The following is a 16,968-nucleotide window of genomic DNA, read 5'->3' on the forward strand; positions in this document are numbered from 1 at the left end:
TCGGCCCGTCCTGCTAGTCCGCCCGGTTGAGCTTGCGATACTGGTTGAAGTGCCGCACCGCCTTCTGGAAGTGTCCCAGTTCATGATGCAGCCGCGCGGCGTTGTAATGCGCATCCGCATCGCCGGGCGCAAGCTCGATGCAACGATCGTAGGCCGCCAGCGCCGACTGGGGCGCACCGATATCTTCCAGCGCGACGCCCAGGTTGAAATGCAGCTGCGGTGCGTCCGGCAGCCGGCCCAGCGCGCCTTCATAGAGCGCGATCGCGTCATCGAAGCGTTGCTGGTCAGACAGCAGGCAGCCCAGGTTCAGGTAGGCGTCCAGCATGCCGGGCGACAGCGACAGCGCGCGCCGGTAAGCGGCTTCCGCGGCCACGGCATCGGCGGGTTCCATCGCCTGCGCGCGCGCAAAGGCCTCGTCGGCCGCTGTTTCGCTGGCGGCGGCGCGCGCCAGTTCCACTACGCGCACATCGTCCGGCGCCGGCTCGAATTCCATCAGCCGCTGCCCGCTCTCCACCAGCCACGCCCCATGCCGGTCACGCACCGAGACCTTGCCGCTGCTGGCGGACATGCGCACGCCTGCCAGGTGCCGGTCTGGTGCGAGCTTTTCCAGCCGATGCAGCGCTCGCAGGATCTGCGCCGGTGCCACGCGAGCCTGGTGCAGCGACGCCGCGGTGCGGATCAGGACCACGTCCTGGAAAGAAAACACATGCTCGCCGCGCGGGCCGCGTACGGGCGTGACCAGCCCGGCGCTGACCAGGCTGCCGATCAGCCGGCGCGACACGCCCAGGCGCGCCTCCAGCGCCCGGGTGGTCAGGGCTTCGCCGCGGTTCACGCCGATTTCTTCGCGGTGCGCCGGATCGGCGTGGGCGCTGCCGGTGTTGCGGCGCGCTTGCCGGGGCGGCGGGCGGATGCCGTGTCGGCGGCGGCCTTGCCTTTGGCTGCCGGCGCTCCCTTCTTCGACAGACTGGCGCGCAGCGCATCCATCAGGTCGATGACCTCGCCGCCGGCGGCAACCTCGGCCGGCTCCGGCGACACGATCTGCTTGCCGGCGATCTTGGCATCGATGGCGGCGAGAACCCTGGCCTTCTCTTCATCCTGGTACTGGGTCGGGTCGTACTGGTCTTCCGATGCCTGCTCGATCAGCTGGACCGCGAGTTTCAGTTCGGCATCCGAGACCGCCACGTCGTCGATATGCAGTTCGGCGATATCGCGCACTTCATCGGCGAACAACAATTGCTGGAACACCAGTCCGCCCTCGACCGGCCGGATCTGCACGATATGCGACTTGCCTTTGGCGGCCCACTTGGCGATGGCGCAGCGCCCGGTCCTGGCCATGGCTTCGCGCAGGAGGCTGTAAGGCTTGCCGCCGCGCTTGTTCGGCGCGATGAAATAGGCCTTGTCGTAGTACAGCGGATCGACGCTTTGCTCCGGAATGAACGCAACGATATCGACCATGTGGCTGGCGCTTTCTTCCAGCGCCTTGAGTTCGTCGGGCGAGAAGGTCACGAAGCGGCCCTTCTCGAATTCGTAGCCCTTCACCATGTCGGCCCGCTCGACGACCTGCTGCGTCTGCTCGGAGATGTACTGCTGCTTCAGGCGCGAGCCTTCCTTGCTCAGCAGGTTGAAGCGCACCGCCGAGCTGGTTTCGGTGGCCGTGTAGAGCTTGACGGGGATCGATACCAGACCGAAGGAGAGAGACAGCGAGGCGAGGGATCGGGCAGGCATGGGAGTCTCCGCAATGCAGGTCGGCTGGAATCAGCTTAAGCGCTCGATGGCGGCGGTCAAAGTCTGGCGAGTGTCCCAATAGGACAGCCATGGGTCAGCGACCTGGAAGCTGAGGTACTCGCGGGCATCGCGGATGGTCCACTGTGCGCCACTTTTCAGCTTGCCAAGTTGCTCCCACGACACCGGCATCGAAACCCCGAGCCCCGCCCTGGCCCTGGCCGAGAAGGCGGCCGCGGTGGTCTGGGAAAAGCCGTTGCGCAGGTAGTCCACGAATATCCGCCCCTTGCGGTTGGCCGCGCCGGAGCGGGCGGTGAAGCGCTGGGGCAGGGTGGCTGCCAGGTGTTGCACGGCAGCCCGCGAGAATGCCTTGACTTCATCGTACGAGCGACGTGGCGCCAGCGGCACCACCACGTGCAGGCCCTTGCCGCCGCTGGTCTTCAGCCAGCACCGCAGGCCGAGCTCATCGAGCAGCGTGCGCACCAGCATGGCCGCTTCGAGCATCGACTCCCACGGCACGGCTTCACCGGGATCGAGATCGAAGATGACCCGGTCGGGGCGGTCGATATGGCGTGCGGTGGAGTTCCAGGTGTGGAACTCCACCACATTCATCTGGGCCGCGGCGACGATGGCATCGGCCGAGTCGGCCGTCAGCAGCGCGCCGTGGCCGGGCCAGAGCGACGCAGGGCGCTCGGTCAGCCCTGGCATTGCCGTTTCCGCATGCTTCTGGAAAAACGTTGGCGCGTCGATGCCTTCCGGCGCGCGCACCAGCGACAGCGGCCGGTCGGCGAGGTGCGGCAGCATCAGGCTGGCGACGCTCTCGTAGTAGCGCACCAGTTCAACCTTGGTGATGCCCCTGGACTTGTCGATGACGCGTTCGGGGTTGGTGACCTTGATGGCGGCCATGCCATGCGGCGTCACGGCGGTCTGGACCGCTTCGCGCCGGATCGAACGGGCGGGGCGGTCGGTACGCAAGCCCTTGAAGGAGGCCTGGCGGACCTGGCCCTCCGGCGTCCAGTCGGAAAACTCGACTTCCGCCACGAGGGTTGGCTTCACCCATCGCGGCAGGGCGGGACGGCGACTGCCCCAGCGCGGGCTGCCCCGCGCTTCGTTTGCGAACGGGCTGTCGGCCACTTGCAAGGCGGCCAGCCGCTTGTGCAGCTTTCCGGCCATCTTGCTGTCCCAGCCGGTGCCGACGCCGCCGACGTAGAGCAATTCGCCTTCGGCGCCTTCGTCATACACGCCCAGATGCAGCCTGCCGATTTCGGTCTTCGACCCTTCGCGATCCGAGAACCCGCCGATGACAAACTCCTGGCGCAGCCTGCACTTGATCTTCAGCCAGCTCTGCGTGCGCGCGGAAACGTAGGCCGCATCCGCCCGCTTGAACATCAGGCCCTCCAGCCCGAGCTCGCACGCCGCCTGGAACATCTGCGCGGGAGGCGCCTCGAAGGCCTCGCTGAAGCGGATTCGATCGCTGCCCGTGCCGACCAGCGTGGCCAGCTTTTCCCGACGCAGCGCCAGGGGCAAGCCGCGCAGGTCGCGGCCTTCCCAGTAAGGCAGGTCGAAGGCAAAGAAGACAATGGCGTCGTGGCGATGCCCGTCGATGGCGTTCTGCAGCGCATTGAAATCCGGCATGCCGTCGCGCAGCACGACGATTTCGCCATCCAGCCAGCCTTGCGAGATATCGAGGGTTTCGATCTCGGTGGCCAGCGAGCCGAGCTTCCTGGTCCAGTCATGGCCGTTGCGGGTGAAGAGCGTCACCCGCGCATCGTCGATCCGCGCCAGGATGCGATAGCCGTCGAACTTGGTTTCGATGATCCAGCCGGCGCCGTCCGGCAGCGTGGGCGAGGGCGTTGCAAGCTGCGGCGCGAGTTTCGCCGGCAGCAATGCGCGTGGGGCGTTCCGGACGGCTTCCGCCATGTCTGCAACCAGGCCCGGACCTGTTTCGTTCAGAGCGCCCAGCGGCCTGGCGATGACGCTGTCCGGCAGCGCGGCCAGTACGTCGAACTCCGACAACGGCCGCGCCCACGCGTCACGCTTCTTGAAGAGGATCCACGGTTCCGACTTGTCGCCCGGCCTGGCGATGCGGACCAGTTCCCAACGGCCGGCCAGCTTTTCGCCGAACAGGTCGAACACCAGCTTGCCGGCTGTCATGCCGTCACGCGCGTCGCCGACCGGCGCCCACGTGCCACGGTCCCAGACAATCACCGCGCCGGCGCCGTATTGTTTCGGGGGAATCTCGCCTTCGAAATCCGCATAGTCGAGCGGATGGTCCTCGACATGGATGGCAATGCGCTTCTCGGCAGGATCGTAGCTGGGCCCCTTGGGCACGGCCCAACTCAGCAGCACGCCGTCCAGTTCGAGCCGGAAATCGTAGTGCAGGCGCCGGGCCCAATGCTTCTGCACCACGAAACGCAATGGCTGCGCCTTCCCCCTGCGCCGTGTGCCGGCGGGCTCGGGGGTGATGTGGAAATTCCGCTTTTCCTGGTAGTCCTGAAGGCTGTCCGGCCGCTCCGCAGCGCGGCGCCTTGCCGTTGTCGCCCTTGGGTTCGTTGCCATAAAACTTACGCGCCTCAGCTGCTCCACGTTGAGCGCCTGCGATTCAGTCTAGGGTGTGCGCCGTATGCGGTGTATCGGGCGTCGTCTTACGTCGGATGAGAGTGCGCTTATCGGCATTTGTGGCGGGCATCCCCATCGACGGCCCGCACCGGACCGCCGTGCCACAACCTGATTCCCAACCTGTTATGGGATAATCCACGGTTTGCCCAGGGCGCAGCTCAAGAGGTTGTCCGCACGGGCGCGCGCAGGGCCGTTCATCCCGTGGCCCGCCACCTTTCTGGCGACATTCCTTAGCAAAACAATGCCCACATATCGTTCCAAAACCTCCACCGCCGGCCGCAACATGGCGGGGGCCCGCTCGCTGTGGCGTGCCACCGGCATGAAAGACGAAGACTTCAACAAGCCCATCATCGCGGTGGTCAATTCGTTCACCCAGTTCGTGCCCGGGCACGTGCACCTGAAGGACCTGGGCCAGCTGGTCGCGCGCGAGATCGAGGCTGCCGGCGGCGTGGCCAAGGAATTCAACACCATCGCGGTCGACGACGGCATCGCCATGGGCCATGACGGCATGCTGTACTCGCTGCCCAGCCGCGACATCATCGCCGACTCGGTCGAGTACATGGTCAACGCGCACTGCGCCGATGCCATGGTGTGCATCTCCAACTGCGACAAGATCACCCCGGGCATGCTGATGGCCGCGATGCGCCTCAACATCCCGGTGATCTTCGTTTCCGGTGGCCCGATGGAAGCCGGCAAGACGCGCCTGGCCAATCCCGTCACCAAGGCCGTTGAGTTCAAGAAGCTCGACCTGGTAGACGCCATGGTGATTGCCGCCGACAGCGCTTACTCCGACGCCGACGTGGCCGAGGTGGAGCGCTCCGCATGCCCCACCTGCGGTTCGTGCTCGGGCATGTTCACGGCCAACTCCATGAACTGCCTGACCGAGGCGCTGGGCCTGTCGCTGCCGGGCAACGGCACGGTGGTGGCGACCCACGCGGACCGCGAGCAACTGTTCAAGCGCGCCGGCGGCCGTATCGTGGAACTGGCACGCCAGTACTACGAGCAGGAAGACGCGCGCGTGCTGCCGCGCTCGGTGGGCTTCAAGGCGTTCGAGAACGCCATGACGCTGGACATCGCCATGGGCGGCTCGACCAACACCATCCTGCATTTGCTGGCGATCGCGCAGGAAGCGGGCATCGATTTCACCATGGACGACATCGACCGCCTCTCGCGCGTCGTGCCGCAGCTGTGCAAGGTCGCGCCGAACACCAACAAGTACCACATCGAAGACGTGCACCGCGCGGGCGGCATCATGGCGATCCTGGGCGAGCTGGAGCGCGCCGGCAAGCTGCATACTGACGTGCCGACGGTCCACGCCCCCTCGCTCAAGGATGCGCTGGAGCAGTGGGATATCGGTCGCACGCAGGACGAAGCGGTCCGCCATTTCTACATGGCCGGCCCGGCCGGCATCCCGACGCAGGTGGCGTTCAGCCAGAACACGCGCTGGCCGAGCCTGGACCTGGACCGCGCCGAAGGTTGCATCCGTTCCTATGAGCACGCCTTCTCCAAGGAAGGCGGCCTGGCCGTGCTGAGAGGCAACATCGCGCTCGACGGCTGCGTGGTGAAGACCGCCGGCGTGGACGAGAGCATCCTGGTATTCGAGGGCACGGCGCATGTCACCGAGTCGCAGGACGAGGCGGTCGAAAACGTCCTGAACGACAAGGTCAAGGCCGGCGACGTGGTCATCGTGCGCTACGAAGGCCCCAAGGGCGGGCCCGGCATGCAGGAAATGCTGTACCCGACCAGCTACATCAAGTCCAAGGGCCTCGGCAAGGCGTGCGCGCTGCTGACCGACGGCCGCTTCTCGGGCGGTACCTCGGGCCTGTCGATCGGCCACTGCTCGCCCGAGGCGGCAGCCGGCGGCGCGATCGGACTGGTGCGCGACGGCGACAAGATCCGCATCGACATCCCCAATCGCACGATCAACGTGCTGGTGTCCGACGAGGAACTGGCGCGCCGCCGCGAAGCGCAAAACGCCAAGGGCTGGAAGCCGGTCAAGCCGCGCCCGCGCAAGGTGTCTGCGGCGCTGAAGGCTTATGCCAAGCTGGTCATGTCGGCCGACAAGGGCGCCGTGCGCGACCTGTCGCTGCTGGACGACTGACGCCACCGCGGATTTCGCGTTGGTAAGAAGGGCCGCTCTTCGGAGCGGCTTTTTTTGTGCGCCCAGCATGGGCGCACTCCTGCGGGTGTAAGTTCCGCCATAAGTTGGTCACGGCGAATGAAGTGAAGCGCAACTGCATGAGGGCGACCGAGTGTGGGGAGGAAGCGTGGAGCGTAAATCGCGAGCCGATGGACAAGAACTGCATAGAAGGCGCTGCCGAGCAGGGCGAGCGGGCAAGAAACCGCGAAGCTGTTGTGACCAAGGCGAGGTGGCGTAAATGCAGCGGCTGTGCGGTGAAGGAGTGCGTTCTTACCTGGGGAGGCCTCGCCTCATGCCTGAAAGGGCAACGACGTCGAGTCGGAGCGAGGAGTCAGCAGAGGCCATAGTAGTTGGGCGGCGTGGCTGGGAAAGCTAAAGCTGCCGGCGAAGGGCCGAAGGAATGGGAGGGGGAGCCCTCTGGTTATCGGAAGTGAAGCGCCTCAGATGTTCGCGAGAGCGAAGCTCGTCGGTAAGGTGGATAGGGTGAAGCCCGACAGGCCCCGGCAGCGAGGAATCAGTTCCGCCGAACCGGACATAGGCAAGCCTGGGCGTCGGGTCGGGAGCAACACAAGCCCGACGACCTCAACCATTCCAACCGCCTGGTGCGGACCCGCATGCCAGGTGGTGTGGGAGGGGACCGGTCAGCTTACCTGACCGCCCCTATCCCGATAGGTTCATCGCTGATTTCCGTGGGGAGATGGTCCGGTGGCCGAGTTCGGCCATGAAGGGACGGCCGATGACATTGGCCATATCATCCTCAACTAAGCTCGAAATGTTCTGTGAGGCCCACGATAGAATTGCACCACCTGTCAAAAGGAGTTGTCGATATGTCTAAATCTGTCGCCGAGCTGCGTTCGTTTTCTTTCGTCCTCGCAGTACCCGATCTTGAGCGAAGCGCTTCATACTTTCGCGACGCACTTGGCTTTCGCCTCGAATGGCCAGAAGGTTCTGACTGGCAACTCGCATCGAGAGATGGTGTGCGCATTATGATGGGTCATTGCCCGGATGCAATCGCGCCTTCGGCAACGGGCGACCACAGCTATTTTGGCTATCTCAACGTCAGCGACGCCAATGCACTTCATGACGAATTCTTGAGCAAGGGTGCCATCATCCTGCAGCCTCCCGCCGATAAACCGCACGGTATGCGAGAGTTCGTCGTAGCGACGCCTGATGGGCATCGAATGATGTTCGGCCAAGATTTGTCTGTGACGAAACCGGGGGCGTGACCCTAACGTCCGCTATGGAGAATACCGAAGGGCCGTTGTGGGGCGAGAAGCGACAGCCGACAGGCTAACTCTGCGGAAAGAGTGTGAAGGTCGCCGAACTAGCCATCGACTGGCTGAGCGGGCGTATCCAGGAGCAGTTCGTAAAAGGCCAGATCGAGCCAGCGTCCGAATTTGAAGCCAACCTGAGGAAGCGTGCCGGCGTGCTTGAATCCAAGTCGCTCGTGCAGCGCGATGCTGCTGGCGTTCGCTGCATCGATCCCACCAATCATGGCGTGAATGTCGTTTTGTCGGGCAGCCGCAATCAATGCTTGCATCACCGTCCGGCCTAGCCCTTGGCCACGATGGTCCTTGTGTACATACACGGAATGCTCAACAGTGTACTTGTACGCGGGCCATCCCCGAAACGTTCCGTAGCTTCCGAACGCCATCAGTGCGCCGTTACTGTCTTCAACACCGATGACTGGAAAGCCTCCGGTCCGCTTGGCCTCAAACCACTGAACCATGCTCTGGGAGGTGCGAGGCTTGTAGTCGTACAGCGCGGTCGAGTTCAAGATTGCTTCGTTGAAGATCTCCAGGATCGAGTCTGCATGTCGCTCGAAACTGCAGTGCACGATAGTGTGTTCGCTCATCACGATCTCCTAAATGGAAGCTGTGGTGGTCATCGCCAAGACATAGCGAGCTGGCTGGCGAGTCGGGTTACTGAATACGATGCGCTGACCAAGCGCCATGGCCAGGCAATCGCCGGTCAGGAGGTGCCAGGTGTCTTCGCCGACGGTGATCCTCATTTCGCCTTCGAGCATCCACACCTGCTGATGCGTCACGAAGCTTCGGGTCACGCTTTCGAAGGCGACGGTCTCACCCGGCGGGAACGTAACCTCAATCAAATCTATTGGAGACTTGCTGTTGGGCGGCGACAAATGTCGCCGAACGTAGCCGGAAGCAGGATCCGTCCATGACTGTTGGTCCGCCGAACGGGCGATCGGCAGTTCCGACGCGCTCCTCATCTCCCCAGAGAACAGGGAGGCCAACGTCACGCCGAGAGCATCCGCTAGCTTGTTAAGCACCGCGGCGGTCGGACTTGTCTCTTCGCGCTCTATCAGCGAAATCATCGAGCGGCTTACCCCGCTCAGTTCGGCAAGCTGTTCAAGCGTGTAGCCCCGGGTTTTCCGCAGTTCGCGGACCCGCCAGGCGAGATGGGAATCGAAATCCATGTTTCCATTATACTGAATTTACAATCCAATTTAATGGAATTCATGGCCTTGCAGACTGCGGCGATATCGTCACACAAAGCTCCTGTCACCTATGACGAACCTGGCGAGGACTGTTTCAGGCGGTCATTCGGCATGCCCAGTGGTTCATCAGCGAGGTATCGGACTTCGGCTTTTACGATGCGCAGGTCTCGGCGCTGGCCGACCCAGGCATGTCTGTCGGCGTGGTGCGTGCCAAAGGCCTGATCCGGTCGACCGGCCGGCCCTATGAACAGGAATACGTCGTCTTCCTGACCGTCAGGGACGGCAAGATCGCCCACCTTCGCGAGTACTTCAATCCGGTTCAGGCCGCGGTGGCGCTTGATGCCCCCGTCGCGGTGGATTTTGCAAGGAGCATTGGATGAAAGCCATACTAGTCGACGCTTTCGGTGGTCCGGAGACCATGACACTCCGCGAAGTGGCCGATCATCGCCCGGGTGACAACGAGGTACTTGTCGACATCGCGTCGACGTCGGTGAATCCCATCGACTGGAAGATCGTGTCCGGCGCGATGCGCAGCGTGATCCCCGTGCCGCTGCCGTTCACGCCCGGCGTGGATGCCGCCGGGACGGTGATCGCTGTGGGACGCAATGTCACGACTTTCGCCCCGGGTGACGAAGTGATGGGATTCATCGGGATTTTGGGGAGCTACGCGACACGCGCCGTGGTCAGTGCGGAGCGCCTTGCGCGCAAGCCAGGGAATGTGCCGCTGACTGAAGCCGGGGCAATCCCCGCGGTCACCCTGACCGCATGGCAGGCGCTGTTCGAGCATGGCGGCCTTCGTGCAGGGCAAAGGATCCTGATCCACGCCGCTGCAGGGGGCGTCGGCAGCGCAGCCGTTCAGCTGGCCGCGCTGGCCGGCGCCGAGGTGGTCGGCACCGCTTCCCGTGCAAACCTCGACTACGTGCGTAGCCTGGGCGCAGCCACCGTGATCGATTACGGCGCGGAGGATTTTGCCCGCCGGGTCGTGGAAGCGGATATGGTGCTCGACCTGGTTGGTGGCTACACGCAGGAGCAGTCGTGGTCGGTCCTCAAGCCCGGCGGCATCCTGGTCTCCAGCGTCAGTCAGCCAGACATACTCCGCGGCCGTGCGTCAGGCGCGGAGGGCATACGCTTCTCCACCCGTCCAGACGGCAAACAGCTCTCGGAGATCGCTGCCCTGTACGAGTCGGGCAAGCTGCGCACGCAAGTCGATTCAGTCTTCCCGCTCAACGAAGCATCGCACGCCATGACCAGGAGCATGACCAGGCATGCAAGAGGCAAGGTCATCATCAAGGTAGCGAACCAGCAGTAGCGGCTTGCTACTTGCGAAAACCCAGCGCTTCATCGAGTTCTTGCGGGAACGGCTGGGCAAGGAGTATTAAGCTTGCGGGCGAGGGTCGGTTGCAGTCACCCACGCTCAATCCCTGCTTTTTTGTATCGGCGTATCTGCCATCCTCACCCGGATACATAGCGATACAAGACGCCGGGGTGCTCGACACATTGCGATGCGCAACGGACAGCCATCGGCCATTGCAGCCGATATGATCGCGCTGATGGATGCACTGCGTATCCCGACCGCGGTGGTCGCTGGTTTCGACTGGGGTGCGCGCACCGCCGGCATCATGGCCGCGCTGTGGCCGGACCGTTGCCGGGCACTGGTCTCGGTCAGCGGGTATTTGATCGGCAGCCAGGCCGCCGGCAAGAAGCCGTTGCCGCCCGAGGCAGAACTGCAATGGTGGTACCAGTTCTATTTCGCCACCGACCGTGGCCAGGCTGGCTACCAGCAATACACGCACCAGTTTGCCAGGCTGATCTGGAAACTGGCATCGCCAAAGTGGGAGTTCGACGATGCCACCTTCCATCGCAGCGCTGTCGCCCTGGACAATCCCGACCACGTGGCCATCACCATTCACAACTACCGCTGGCGCCAGGGCCTTGCTGCCGGCGAAGCGCGCTTCGACGAGATCGAGAAACGCCTTGCCACTGCGCCAGCGATCAACGTGCCGACCATTACCATGGAAGGCGACGCGAACGGTGCGCCGCACCCGACGCCCAGTTCGTATGCGAGCAAGTTCACCGGGCCATACGAGCACCGCGACCTGGCCGGCGGGGTTGGCCACAATCCGCCACACGAGGCGCCGGTCGCGTTTGCGCAGGCGGTGTTGGGCGTTGACAGCCGCTGACGCTGGAAGAGATGCCGGTGATCTGGCGGGCCCGGCGACCCTCACCGTTTACGAAGGCCGGACTCTGCACTAATCTGCACGGATGCAGATTCGTTGCTTGTCTTTGTCGCGTCCTGGGAATGTCATCGTCATCGCGCTGGCGCTGGCATTCTCGCTTGCGGGTTGCGCAGCCATACCGGCTCCCGCATGCGCGGATGGAGAACAGGCGGCAATCGGCGATCTGCTCTACTTCGGCATGGCAAAGCCCGGCGGAACGGTGTCCGAGGCGGAATGGGATGCCTTCGTGCAAGCCTCCGTGGCGCCGCGCTTCCCGAATGGCTTCGCGGTCTGGCCGGCTGCCGGCCAATGGCGTGGCGCAGATGGCAAGGCTGTCAGCGAGGCCACGCGCGTGCTCAGCGTGGTGCATGCTCCCGACGAACACAGCGAGGCGGCGGCACGCGCCATCGCCAGCGAGTTCAAGACCCGCTTCCGCCAGGAAGCCGTGCTCAGGGTGCGCAGCCACGTCTGCATGTCCTTCTAGGACCTTCCCATCCGAGCCAGCCGCATCTCGATGGTGGACAGCGCCTCCTTGTACAACGCATGCCACTGGTCGGACAGAGCCATGCCGAAGGGATGCCAGAAGAACCTGAATACATGGCCGTCATCATCGACTGTGTGATGCTCCCAGGTGTCCGGCAGCGGCTGTAACGGCTCGCAGAGATGCAGCGACCAGATCTGTTGTTCGTAACCGGATTCCCACAACCCCAGGTCCACCGTCGCCACGCCAGCAATACCTGACTCCTCGCGCAGTTCGCGCACGGCGGCATCTGCCGGAAGTTCATCCGGCTCGATCGTGCCTTTGACGATCTGGAATCCGGAGAGGGGGTGCTCGAACGCCAGGATCTCCAGGCCGTCCTGTGTGCGTCTCAGGACAATCGGACAAGCTTTGTTCGGTTTCATCTGAATGCCTTTCCTAAGAATTTGTGCGAACCGCCGCCGCACCGCAGTGCGATCTTCCGGCCGGACCGCGGGGATATCAAGCTGAGTCCGGCATTACCGTCGGCAATCAGACGCGCATGAACGCATGGCGTCACAATGGGGCCCGTCAGGGCATCGCTTCGTTGTTCATGCAACTGTCACAAGCCACGGGTAACGTAGCGTCCGTCCATCACCGGATACCAAAGGGCGCTTTGCCCGGCCAGCGCCACCACACAGGGCGTTGCCGGCGCGAACGCCCGGCAGCCTCATCGGGCTGCCTCGAACCGACCGGCTGCGCCGCGGGCACGCCTTGTCCGCCTCCCTGAAACGCCTCTCGTCAACACACTGCGTACCAAGGCAAACGGCGGTCCGCTGCTGCCGACGGGCCTGGCGCTGAACGTGAATTTCCCGAATGCCCCGAGCGCCGCCACGCCGTTCGCATTCTCGCGGCATGGCACCTACGACGCCTATGCGCTGAAGTTCAACGGCACTGCGCCGTACGGGCTGGGCATCGGCGCCGGCGGCGGTACGCCAACGGCCGCGCAAGCTGAAGATGAATCGGTGGTCTACAAGACCAAGCTGGCCGTGACGGCCATGCAAGTCGGCTTCGACCAGCGCACGGCGGGCCAGCAATGGCTGCGCCTGCGTCTTGGCGAACTGTTCGGCCAGTGAGGCGTGCCGCGATGAAACGCCTTATTTCAGCTTTCCCCCTGCTGGCGCTCCTGGCACTTGCCGGTTGCCGTGTTCCGCCTGCTGGCGGACGACGGGAGCCGCGTGGTCGACCTTTGGGCCTATCGCGACTGACCGCACAAACCGGTGCCATGGCGGCCGCATTCCGATGCGGCCGCCATGGCTATCGGTGGCCGTGGGCCGCGGGCCGAAACGTGACGCAAAAGGATTGGATGTAGAGATATCTACAATGTTGAAATGCGAGTTATGGGCTTCTAACATGCGCTCATGATTCCATTCACCGATTCCTGGGCCTTGCTGATCGTCACGCTGCCAACTTCCGGTGCCACCGCCCGGATGCGGATCTGGCGCGCGGTCAAGACAATTGGTTGCGCCGCACTGCGTGACGGTGCCTATCTTTTGCCTGCAGGCGATGAGCAGCTCGCCCAGTTGCGCGAGCTGGCCGACGAGGCCAGGCAGGAAGATGGCCAGGCCTGGCTTCTGAATGTCCACGCCGCCAATCCGGAGGACGAGGCCGCCTTCCGGGCTCTGTTCGACCGCAGCGCTGACTATGCCGAACTGCAGGTTGCGCTGTCAGATGCGCGCAAATCACTTTCCGATCAAAGCAGCGCCGACCTCAACCGCGTGCTACGTCGCCATAGGCGTGCTTACGAAGCGATCCGCGCGATCGACTTCTTTTCCAATGACGCGTCGACCCGCGCCGAAGCCCAGTGGAATGACTTTAGCCGCGCCATCGAGACCATCCAGTCTCCAGGCGAACCACAGGCGCTCAGGCGAGCAATCGCTCGTCGGGATCCCGCTCAGTATCAAGGGCGGCTTTGGGCCACGCGCCGGCATCTGTGGGTGGACCGCGTGGCAAGCGCCTGGCTGATCCTGCGTTTCATCGACCCCCACGCCCGGTTTTTGTGGCTGGAAAGCGCCGCGGATTGTCCGGACGATGCGCTGGGCTTCGATTTCGACGGCGCGACGTTCACGCATTTAGGCGAGCGCGTTTCGTTTGAAGTGCTGTTGTCGAGCTTCGGCCTTGACTCCGACCGCGGGCTCGGCCGGCTCGGCACCATGGTCCATACGCTGGACATTGGCGGTATTTCGGTACCGGAAGCCTGCGGGTTTGAAGCCATGCTGGCCGGCGCACGAGCACGCTTGAAGGATGATGACGCCTTGCTGGCAGAAATCGGCACGGTGCTCGATTCGCTTTATGCACACTTCTCGGCCAACAAGAAGCCCTGACTTCAGCATTCTTCCAGGACCCACTATGCGTCGCATGCAACAAGCCGGTATAGCACCGCCGGAAGTCTCGGAACGGCCTGCCTATACGCTCTGGCAGCTCGTGCTCTATTTCTTCCGCCTTGGCACCTTCGGCTTTGGCGGGCCAGTCGCGTTGGCCGGCTATATGCATCGCGATCTGGTCGAGCGGCGGGGATGGATCTCCGAAGGCGACTACAAGGAAGGCATCGCGCTGGCACAGCTGGCGCCCGGGCCGATGGCAGCACAACTGGCGATCTACCTCGGCTACGTGCACTACCGCATCCTCGGTGCCACGCTGATCGGCCTGACCTTCGTGTTGCCGTCGTTCCTGATGGTATTGGCGCTAGGCTGGGCCTATGTTCGGTTTGGCGGGCTGACCTGGATGCAATCGGTGTTCTATGGCGTGGGTGCCGCCGTCATCGGCATCATCGCCATCAGTGCCTATAAGCTGACCACAAAGAGCGTAGGCAAGGACAAGCTGCTGTGGGCGATTTACCTGGTGCTGGCCGCAGTGACCGTCGTCACCGAGTCCGAAATCGCCTGGCTGTTCCTGGTAGCCGGCGTGCTGGCATGGTTCTGGCGCGCCCCGCCCAAATGGCTGCGCCAGAGCGGCGCCAATGCGCTGGCGGTTACGCAGGTGCCGGCCGCCAGCGGCCTGCTCAGCACGCTGGACTGGCCGCTGCTGACCCAGATCGGTATGTTCTTTGCCAAGGCAGGCGCATTCGTCTTCGGCTCGGGTCTCGCCATCGTGCCCTTCCTCTACGGTGGGGTGGTGACGGAATACCAGTGGCTCAACGAGAAGCAGTTCGTCGATGCGGTAGCCGTGGCCATGATCACGCCCGGCCCGGTGGTCATCACGGTCGGCTTCATCGGTTACCTTGTGGCCGGCCTGCCCGGCGCCTGCGTGGCGGCACTGGCGACCTTCCTTCCCTGTTATTTGTTCACCGTGCTGCCAGCCCCTTACTTCAAGAAGTACGGAAAGCTGCCGGGCATCCTGGCCTTTGTCGATGGCGTCACGGCCGCGGCGATTGGCGCCATCACCGGTGCAGTGTTCGTGCTGGCCAAGCGCTCGATTGTCGACGTTCCGACCATCCTGCTGGCGCTGGGCACGGTCGCTTTGCTGCTGAAATTCAAGAAGCTGCCTGAGCCGGTCATCATCACCTGCGCCGCGCTGATCGGCCTTGCGGTTTATCCGGTGCTGCATCACTGAACAAATGAACCAGGGGACACCATGAACTCGAGCGCCAGCAGTCGCTGGCTCGAACGCATCGCGCTGCCAGCGGGTGTTCACCCCGACGCCTTGCCGCTGCTTGCCGGCCGTGCGCTGCGTGGTATCTGTGATGGCTATATTGCCGTGCTGTTGCCGTCCTACCTGCTGGCGCTCGGCTTTGACTCGATGGCAGTTGGGCTCATCAGCAGCGCGACCCTGATCGGCTCTGCTCTCGCCACGATCCTGATCGGGGTCGTCGGACATCGCTACTCGCAACGCCGCTTGCTGATGCTGGCGGCTGTCCTGATGTTTGCAACTGGTATCGGCTTTGCAGGCTTCTCCACGCTATGGCCGCTTTTGGTGATCGCCTTCGTGGGCACGCTTAACCCTGGCTCCGGCGATGTCAGTGTCTTCCTGCCGTTGGAACACGCGCGGCTGGCGGAATCGGCGTCGCCTGACACCCGGACAGCGCTGTTCGCCCGCTACGGACTGATCGGCGCATTCTCGTCCGCCTTGGGCGCACTGGCAGCGGCGCTACCGGCATGGCTGGTCGAGCTATCCCGGCTGTCCTCGCTCGATGCGATGCGGCTGATGTTCGTTTTCTACGGGATCATAGGGCTGCTGCTGTGGCGTCTCTATGCGCGCGTACCTGTCACGCAGCCACAGGGCGCGGCGACCATGGCGACAACACCATTGGGTCCGTCCCGTCCGCTCGTATTGCGCCTGGCCATGTTGTTCAGCGTGGACGCATTCGCGGGTGGGCTTGTCGTCAATGCGCTGCTGTCGCTGTGGCTGATGCAGCGTTTCGGCCTGAGTCCTGCCGCGACCGGCCAGTTCTTCTTCCTGGCAGGAATGCTGACGACGCTCTCGCAGCTCGCGGCGGTGCCGCTGGCCCGAAAGATCGGCCTGCTCAACACGATGGTGTTTACGCACATCCCGTCCAGCCTTTGCCTGATAGCGGCTGCCTTTGCGCCCACGCTGACGCTGAGCCTGGCCTTGCTGCTGGCTCGCAGCGCGCTGTCGCAAATGGATGTGCCTACCAGGACGGCTTATGTGATGGCCGTTGTCACACCACCTGAACGGGCGGCGGCGGCAAGCCTGACCGCCGTGCCGCGCAGCCTGGCCGCGTCACTCAGTCCTGCGCTCGCCGCCGCATTGATGGCCTACGGCTATGCCAGCGCACCGCTGGTCGCCTGCGGCCTGCTGAAGATCGCCTACGACTTTGCGATGCTGCGCGCGTTCCGTCGGGTCAAGCCTCTCAACTGAACCATCGGAACCGGATCGGCTGTACTGGGGTCGCAGGGCTCCGCGGCCAGTCCCGGGGCGAAGCCGCAGCATTTGCGATGCGTGCCCATCTGGTGGCAGCGAATGGGGCGTTCTGAAATGACAGAGGCAGGAATTCTCGCGGGCGGCGATGATAGGCATCGTCCAAGACCGCTTTCCGAGCCATCTTGCGCGTCCATCTGCAATCTCCCATGCATGTCAGCCCGCAGCGGCTGCTGCTGGCCTTCCCGCTATATGCGGGCGGCGGCCAAGATCGTTTCCAGCAGGACGCGAACGCTGGGCGATATTCGCCCCGGCGGTGCGGCATTCGCACCGGCATCGTGTACGGGGGCCGCCTTTGCGCGATAATCCCGTACCACGCTAGTGTCCCGCGTCAGAAGTTCCTTGCATTATTGACACCACATAGTAGTCTGCGTTGAAGGCACGCAAACGGCGAGGCGGTGATGAGAGGAAGACCAAA

15 protein-coding genes and 1 pseudogene are annotated in these 16,968 nt (G+C 63.7%); 10 read left to right on the plus strand and 6 right to left on the minus strand.

What is annotated here, in order from left to right:
* Positions 1-13: 13 nt before the first annotated feature.
* From ACIP1U_RS30920 to ligD, 3 genes are read right to left on the minus strand one after another with little or no spacing between them, the layout of a single operon-like run.
* Positions 14-832 (minus strand): tetratricopeptide repeat protein, encoded by an 819-nt coding sequence (locus ACIP1U_RS30920; RefSeq protein WP_400323203.1) that lies wholly within the window; start codon positions 830-832, stop codon positions 14-16.
* Entirely contained in the window at positions 829-1,725 is an 897-nt protein-coding gene (locus ACIP1U_RS30925; RefSeq protein WP_400323206.1) for a Ku protein, read from the minus strand. Before ACIP1U_RS30925 ends, ACIP1U_RS30920 begins: the two co-directional genes overlap by 4 nt.
* Before the next feature lie 30 nt (positions 1,726-1,755).
* Entirely contained in the window at positions 1,756-4,281 is a 2,526-nt protein-coding gene (gene ligD, locus ACIP1U_RS30930; RefSeq protein WP_400323209.1) for a DNA ligase D, read from the minus strand.
* Between the two features lie 301 nt (positions 4,282-4,582).
* On the opposite strand from ligD, the gene ilvD reads away from it, so the two are divergent.
* Positions 4,583-6,442, plus strand: a complete 1,860-nt coding sequence (ilvD, locus tag ACIP1U_RS30935) for a dihydroxy-acid dehydratase (protein WP_400323212.1) — start codon at positions 4,583-4,585, stop codon at positions 6,440-6,442.
* Between the two features lie 866 nt (positions 6,443-7,308).
* A complete protein-coding gene (locus tag ACIP1U_RS30940) occupies positions 7,309-7,707 on the plus strand; it encodes a VOC family protein (protein WP_400323215.1) in 399 nt (132 codons plus the stop codon).
* Positions 7,708-7,805: 98 nt separating this feature from the next.
* Here ACIP1U_RS30940 and ACIP1U_RS30945 read toward each other — a convergent pair whose 3' ends face one another.
* Positions 7,806-8,336, minus strand: coding sequence for a GNAT family N-acetyltransferase (locus ACIP1U_RS30945; RefSeq protein WP_400323218.1), 531 nt, complete (start codon positions 8,334-8,336; stop codon positions 7,806-7,808).
* Positions 8,337-8,345: 9 nt separating this feature from the next.
* On the minus strand, positions 8,346-8,918 hold the full coding sequence (locus tag ACIP1U_RS30950; RefSeq protein WP_400323221.1) for a helix-turn-helix domain-containing protein: 573 nt from the start codon (positions 8,916-8,918) through the stop codon (positions 8,346-8,348).
* A 125-nt stretch (positions 8,919-9,043) separates the two neighbouring features.
* On the opposite strand from ACIP1U_RS30950, the gene ACIP1U_RS30955 reads away from it, so the two are divergent.
* The 4 genes and pseudogenes from ACIP1U_RS30955 to ACIP1U_RS30970 all read left to right on the plus strand — a co-directional run bounded on the left by ACIP1U_RS30955 (position 9,044) and on the right by ACIP1U_RS30970 (position 11,639).
* The gene (locus ACIP1U_RS30955; RefSeq protein WP_400323253.1) at positions 9,044-9,319 is read left to right on the plus strand and encodes a nuclear transport factor 2 family protein; all 276 of its coding nucleotides are present in this window, start codon (positions 9,044-9,046) and stop codon (positions 9,317-9,319) included.
* A complete protein-coding gene (locus ACIP1U_RS30960) occupies positions 9,316-10,248 on the plus strand; it encodes an NADP-dependent oxidoreductase (RefSeq protein ID WP_400323224.1) in 933 nt (310 codons plus the stop codon). The genes ACIP1U_RS30955 and ACIP1U_RS30960 overlap by 4 nt, the downstream gene beginning before the upstream one ends.
* 193 nt (positions 10,249-10,441) lie before the next feature.
* A pseudogene (locus ACIP1U_RS30965) lies at positions 10,442-11,119 on the plus strand (alpha/beta fold hydrolase); the annotation flags it as partial.
* 97 nt (positions 11,120-11,216) lie between these two features.
* Entirely contained in the window at positions 11,217-11,639 is a 423-nt protein-coding gene (locus ACIP1U_RS30970; protein WP_400323227.1) for a DUF3574 domain-containing protein, read from the plus strand.
* Here ACIP1U_RS30970 and ACIP1U_RS30975 read toward each other — a convergent pair.
* The gene (locus ACIP1U_RS30975) at positions 11,636-12,058 is read right to left on the minus strand and encodes an NUDIX domain-containing protein (protein ID WP_400323230.1); all 423 of its coding nucleotides are present in this window, start codon (positions 12,056-12,058) and stop codon (positions 11,636-11,638) included. The two genes, ACIP1U_RS30970 and ACIP1U_RS30975, sit on opposite strands and share 4 nt — an antisense overlap.
* A gap of 417 nt (positions 12,059-12,475) precedes the next feature.
* On the opposite strand from ACIP1U_RS30975, the gene ACIP1U_RS30980 reads away from it, so the two are divergent.
* The 4 genes from ACIP1U_RS30980 (at position 12,476) to ACIP1U_RS30995 (ending at position 16,490) form a co-directional block, all read left to right on the plus strand.
* Entirely contained in the window at positions 12,476-12,748 is a 273-nt protein-coding gene (locus ACIP1U_RS30980; protein ID WP_400323232.1) for a hypothetical protein, read from the plus strand.
* Between the two features lie 285 nt (positions 12,749-13,033).
* The gene (locus ACIP1U_RS30985; protein ID WP_400323235.1) at positions 13,034-13,996 is read left to right on the plus strand and encodes a chromate resistance protein ChrB domain-containing protein; all 963 of its coding nucleotides are present in this window, start codon (positions 13,034-13,036) and stop codon (positions 13,994-13,996) included.
* A gap of 34 nt (positions 13,997-14,030) precedes the next feature.
* Entirely contained in the window at positions 14,031-15,224 is a 1,194-nt protein-coding gene (locus ACIP1U_RS30990) for a chromate transporter (protein ID WP_400323238.1), read from the plus strand.
* 21 nt (positions 15,225-15,245) lie between these two features.
* Entirely contained in the window at positions 15,246-16,490 is a 1,245-nt protein-coding gene (locus ACIP1U_RS30995) for an MFS transporter (protein WP_400323241.1), read from the plus strand.
* The last annotated feature ends 478 nt before the right edge of the window (positions 16,491-16,968 follow it).

The sequence above is a fragment of the Cupriavidus sp. NPDC089707 genome, assembly GCF_044748965.1.
Taxonomy (GTDB): domain Bacteria; phylum Pseudomonadota; class Gammaproteobacteria; order Burkholderiales; family Burkholderiaceae; genus Cupriavidus.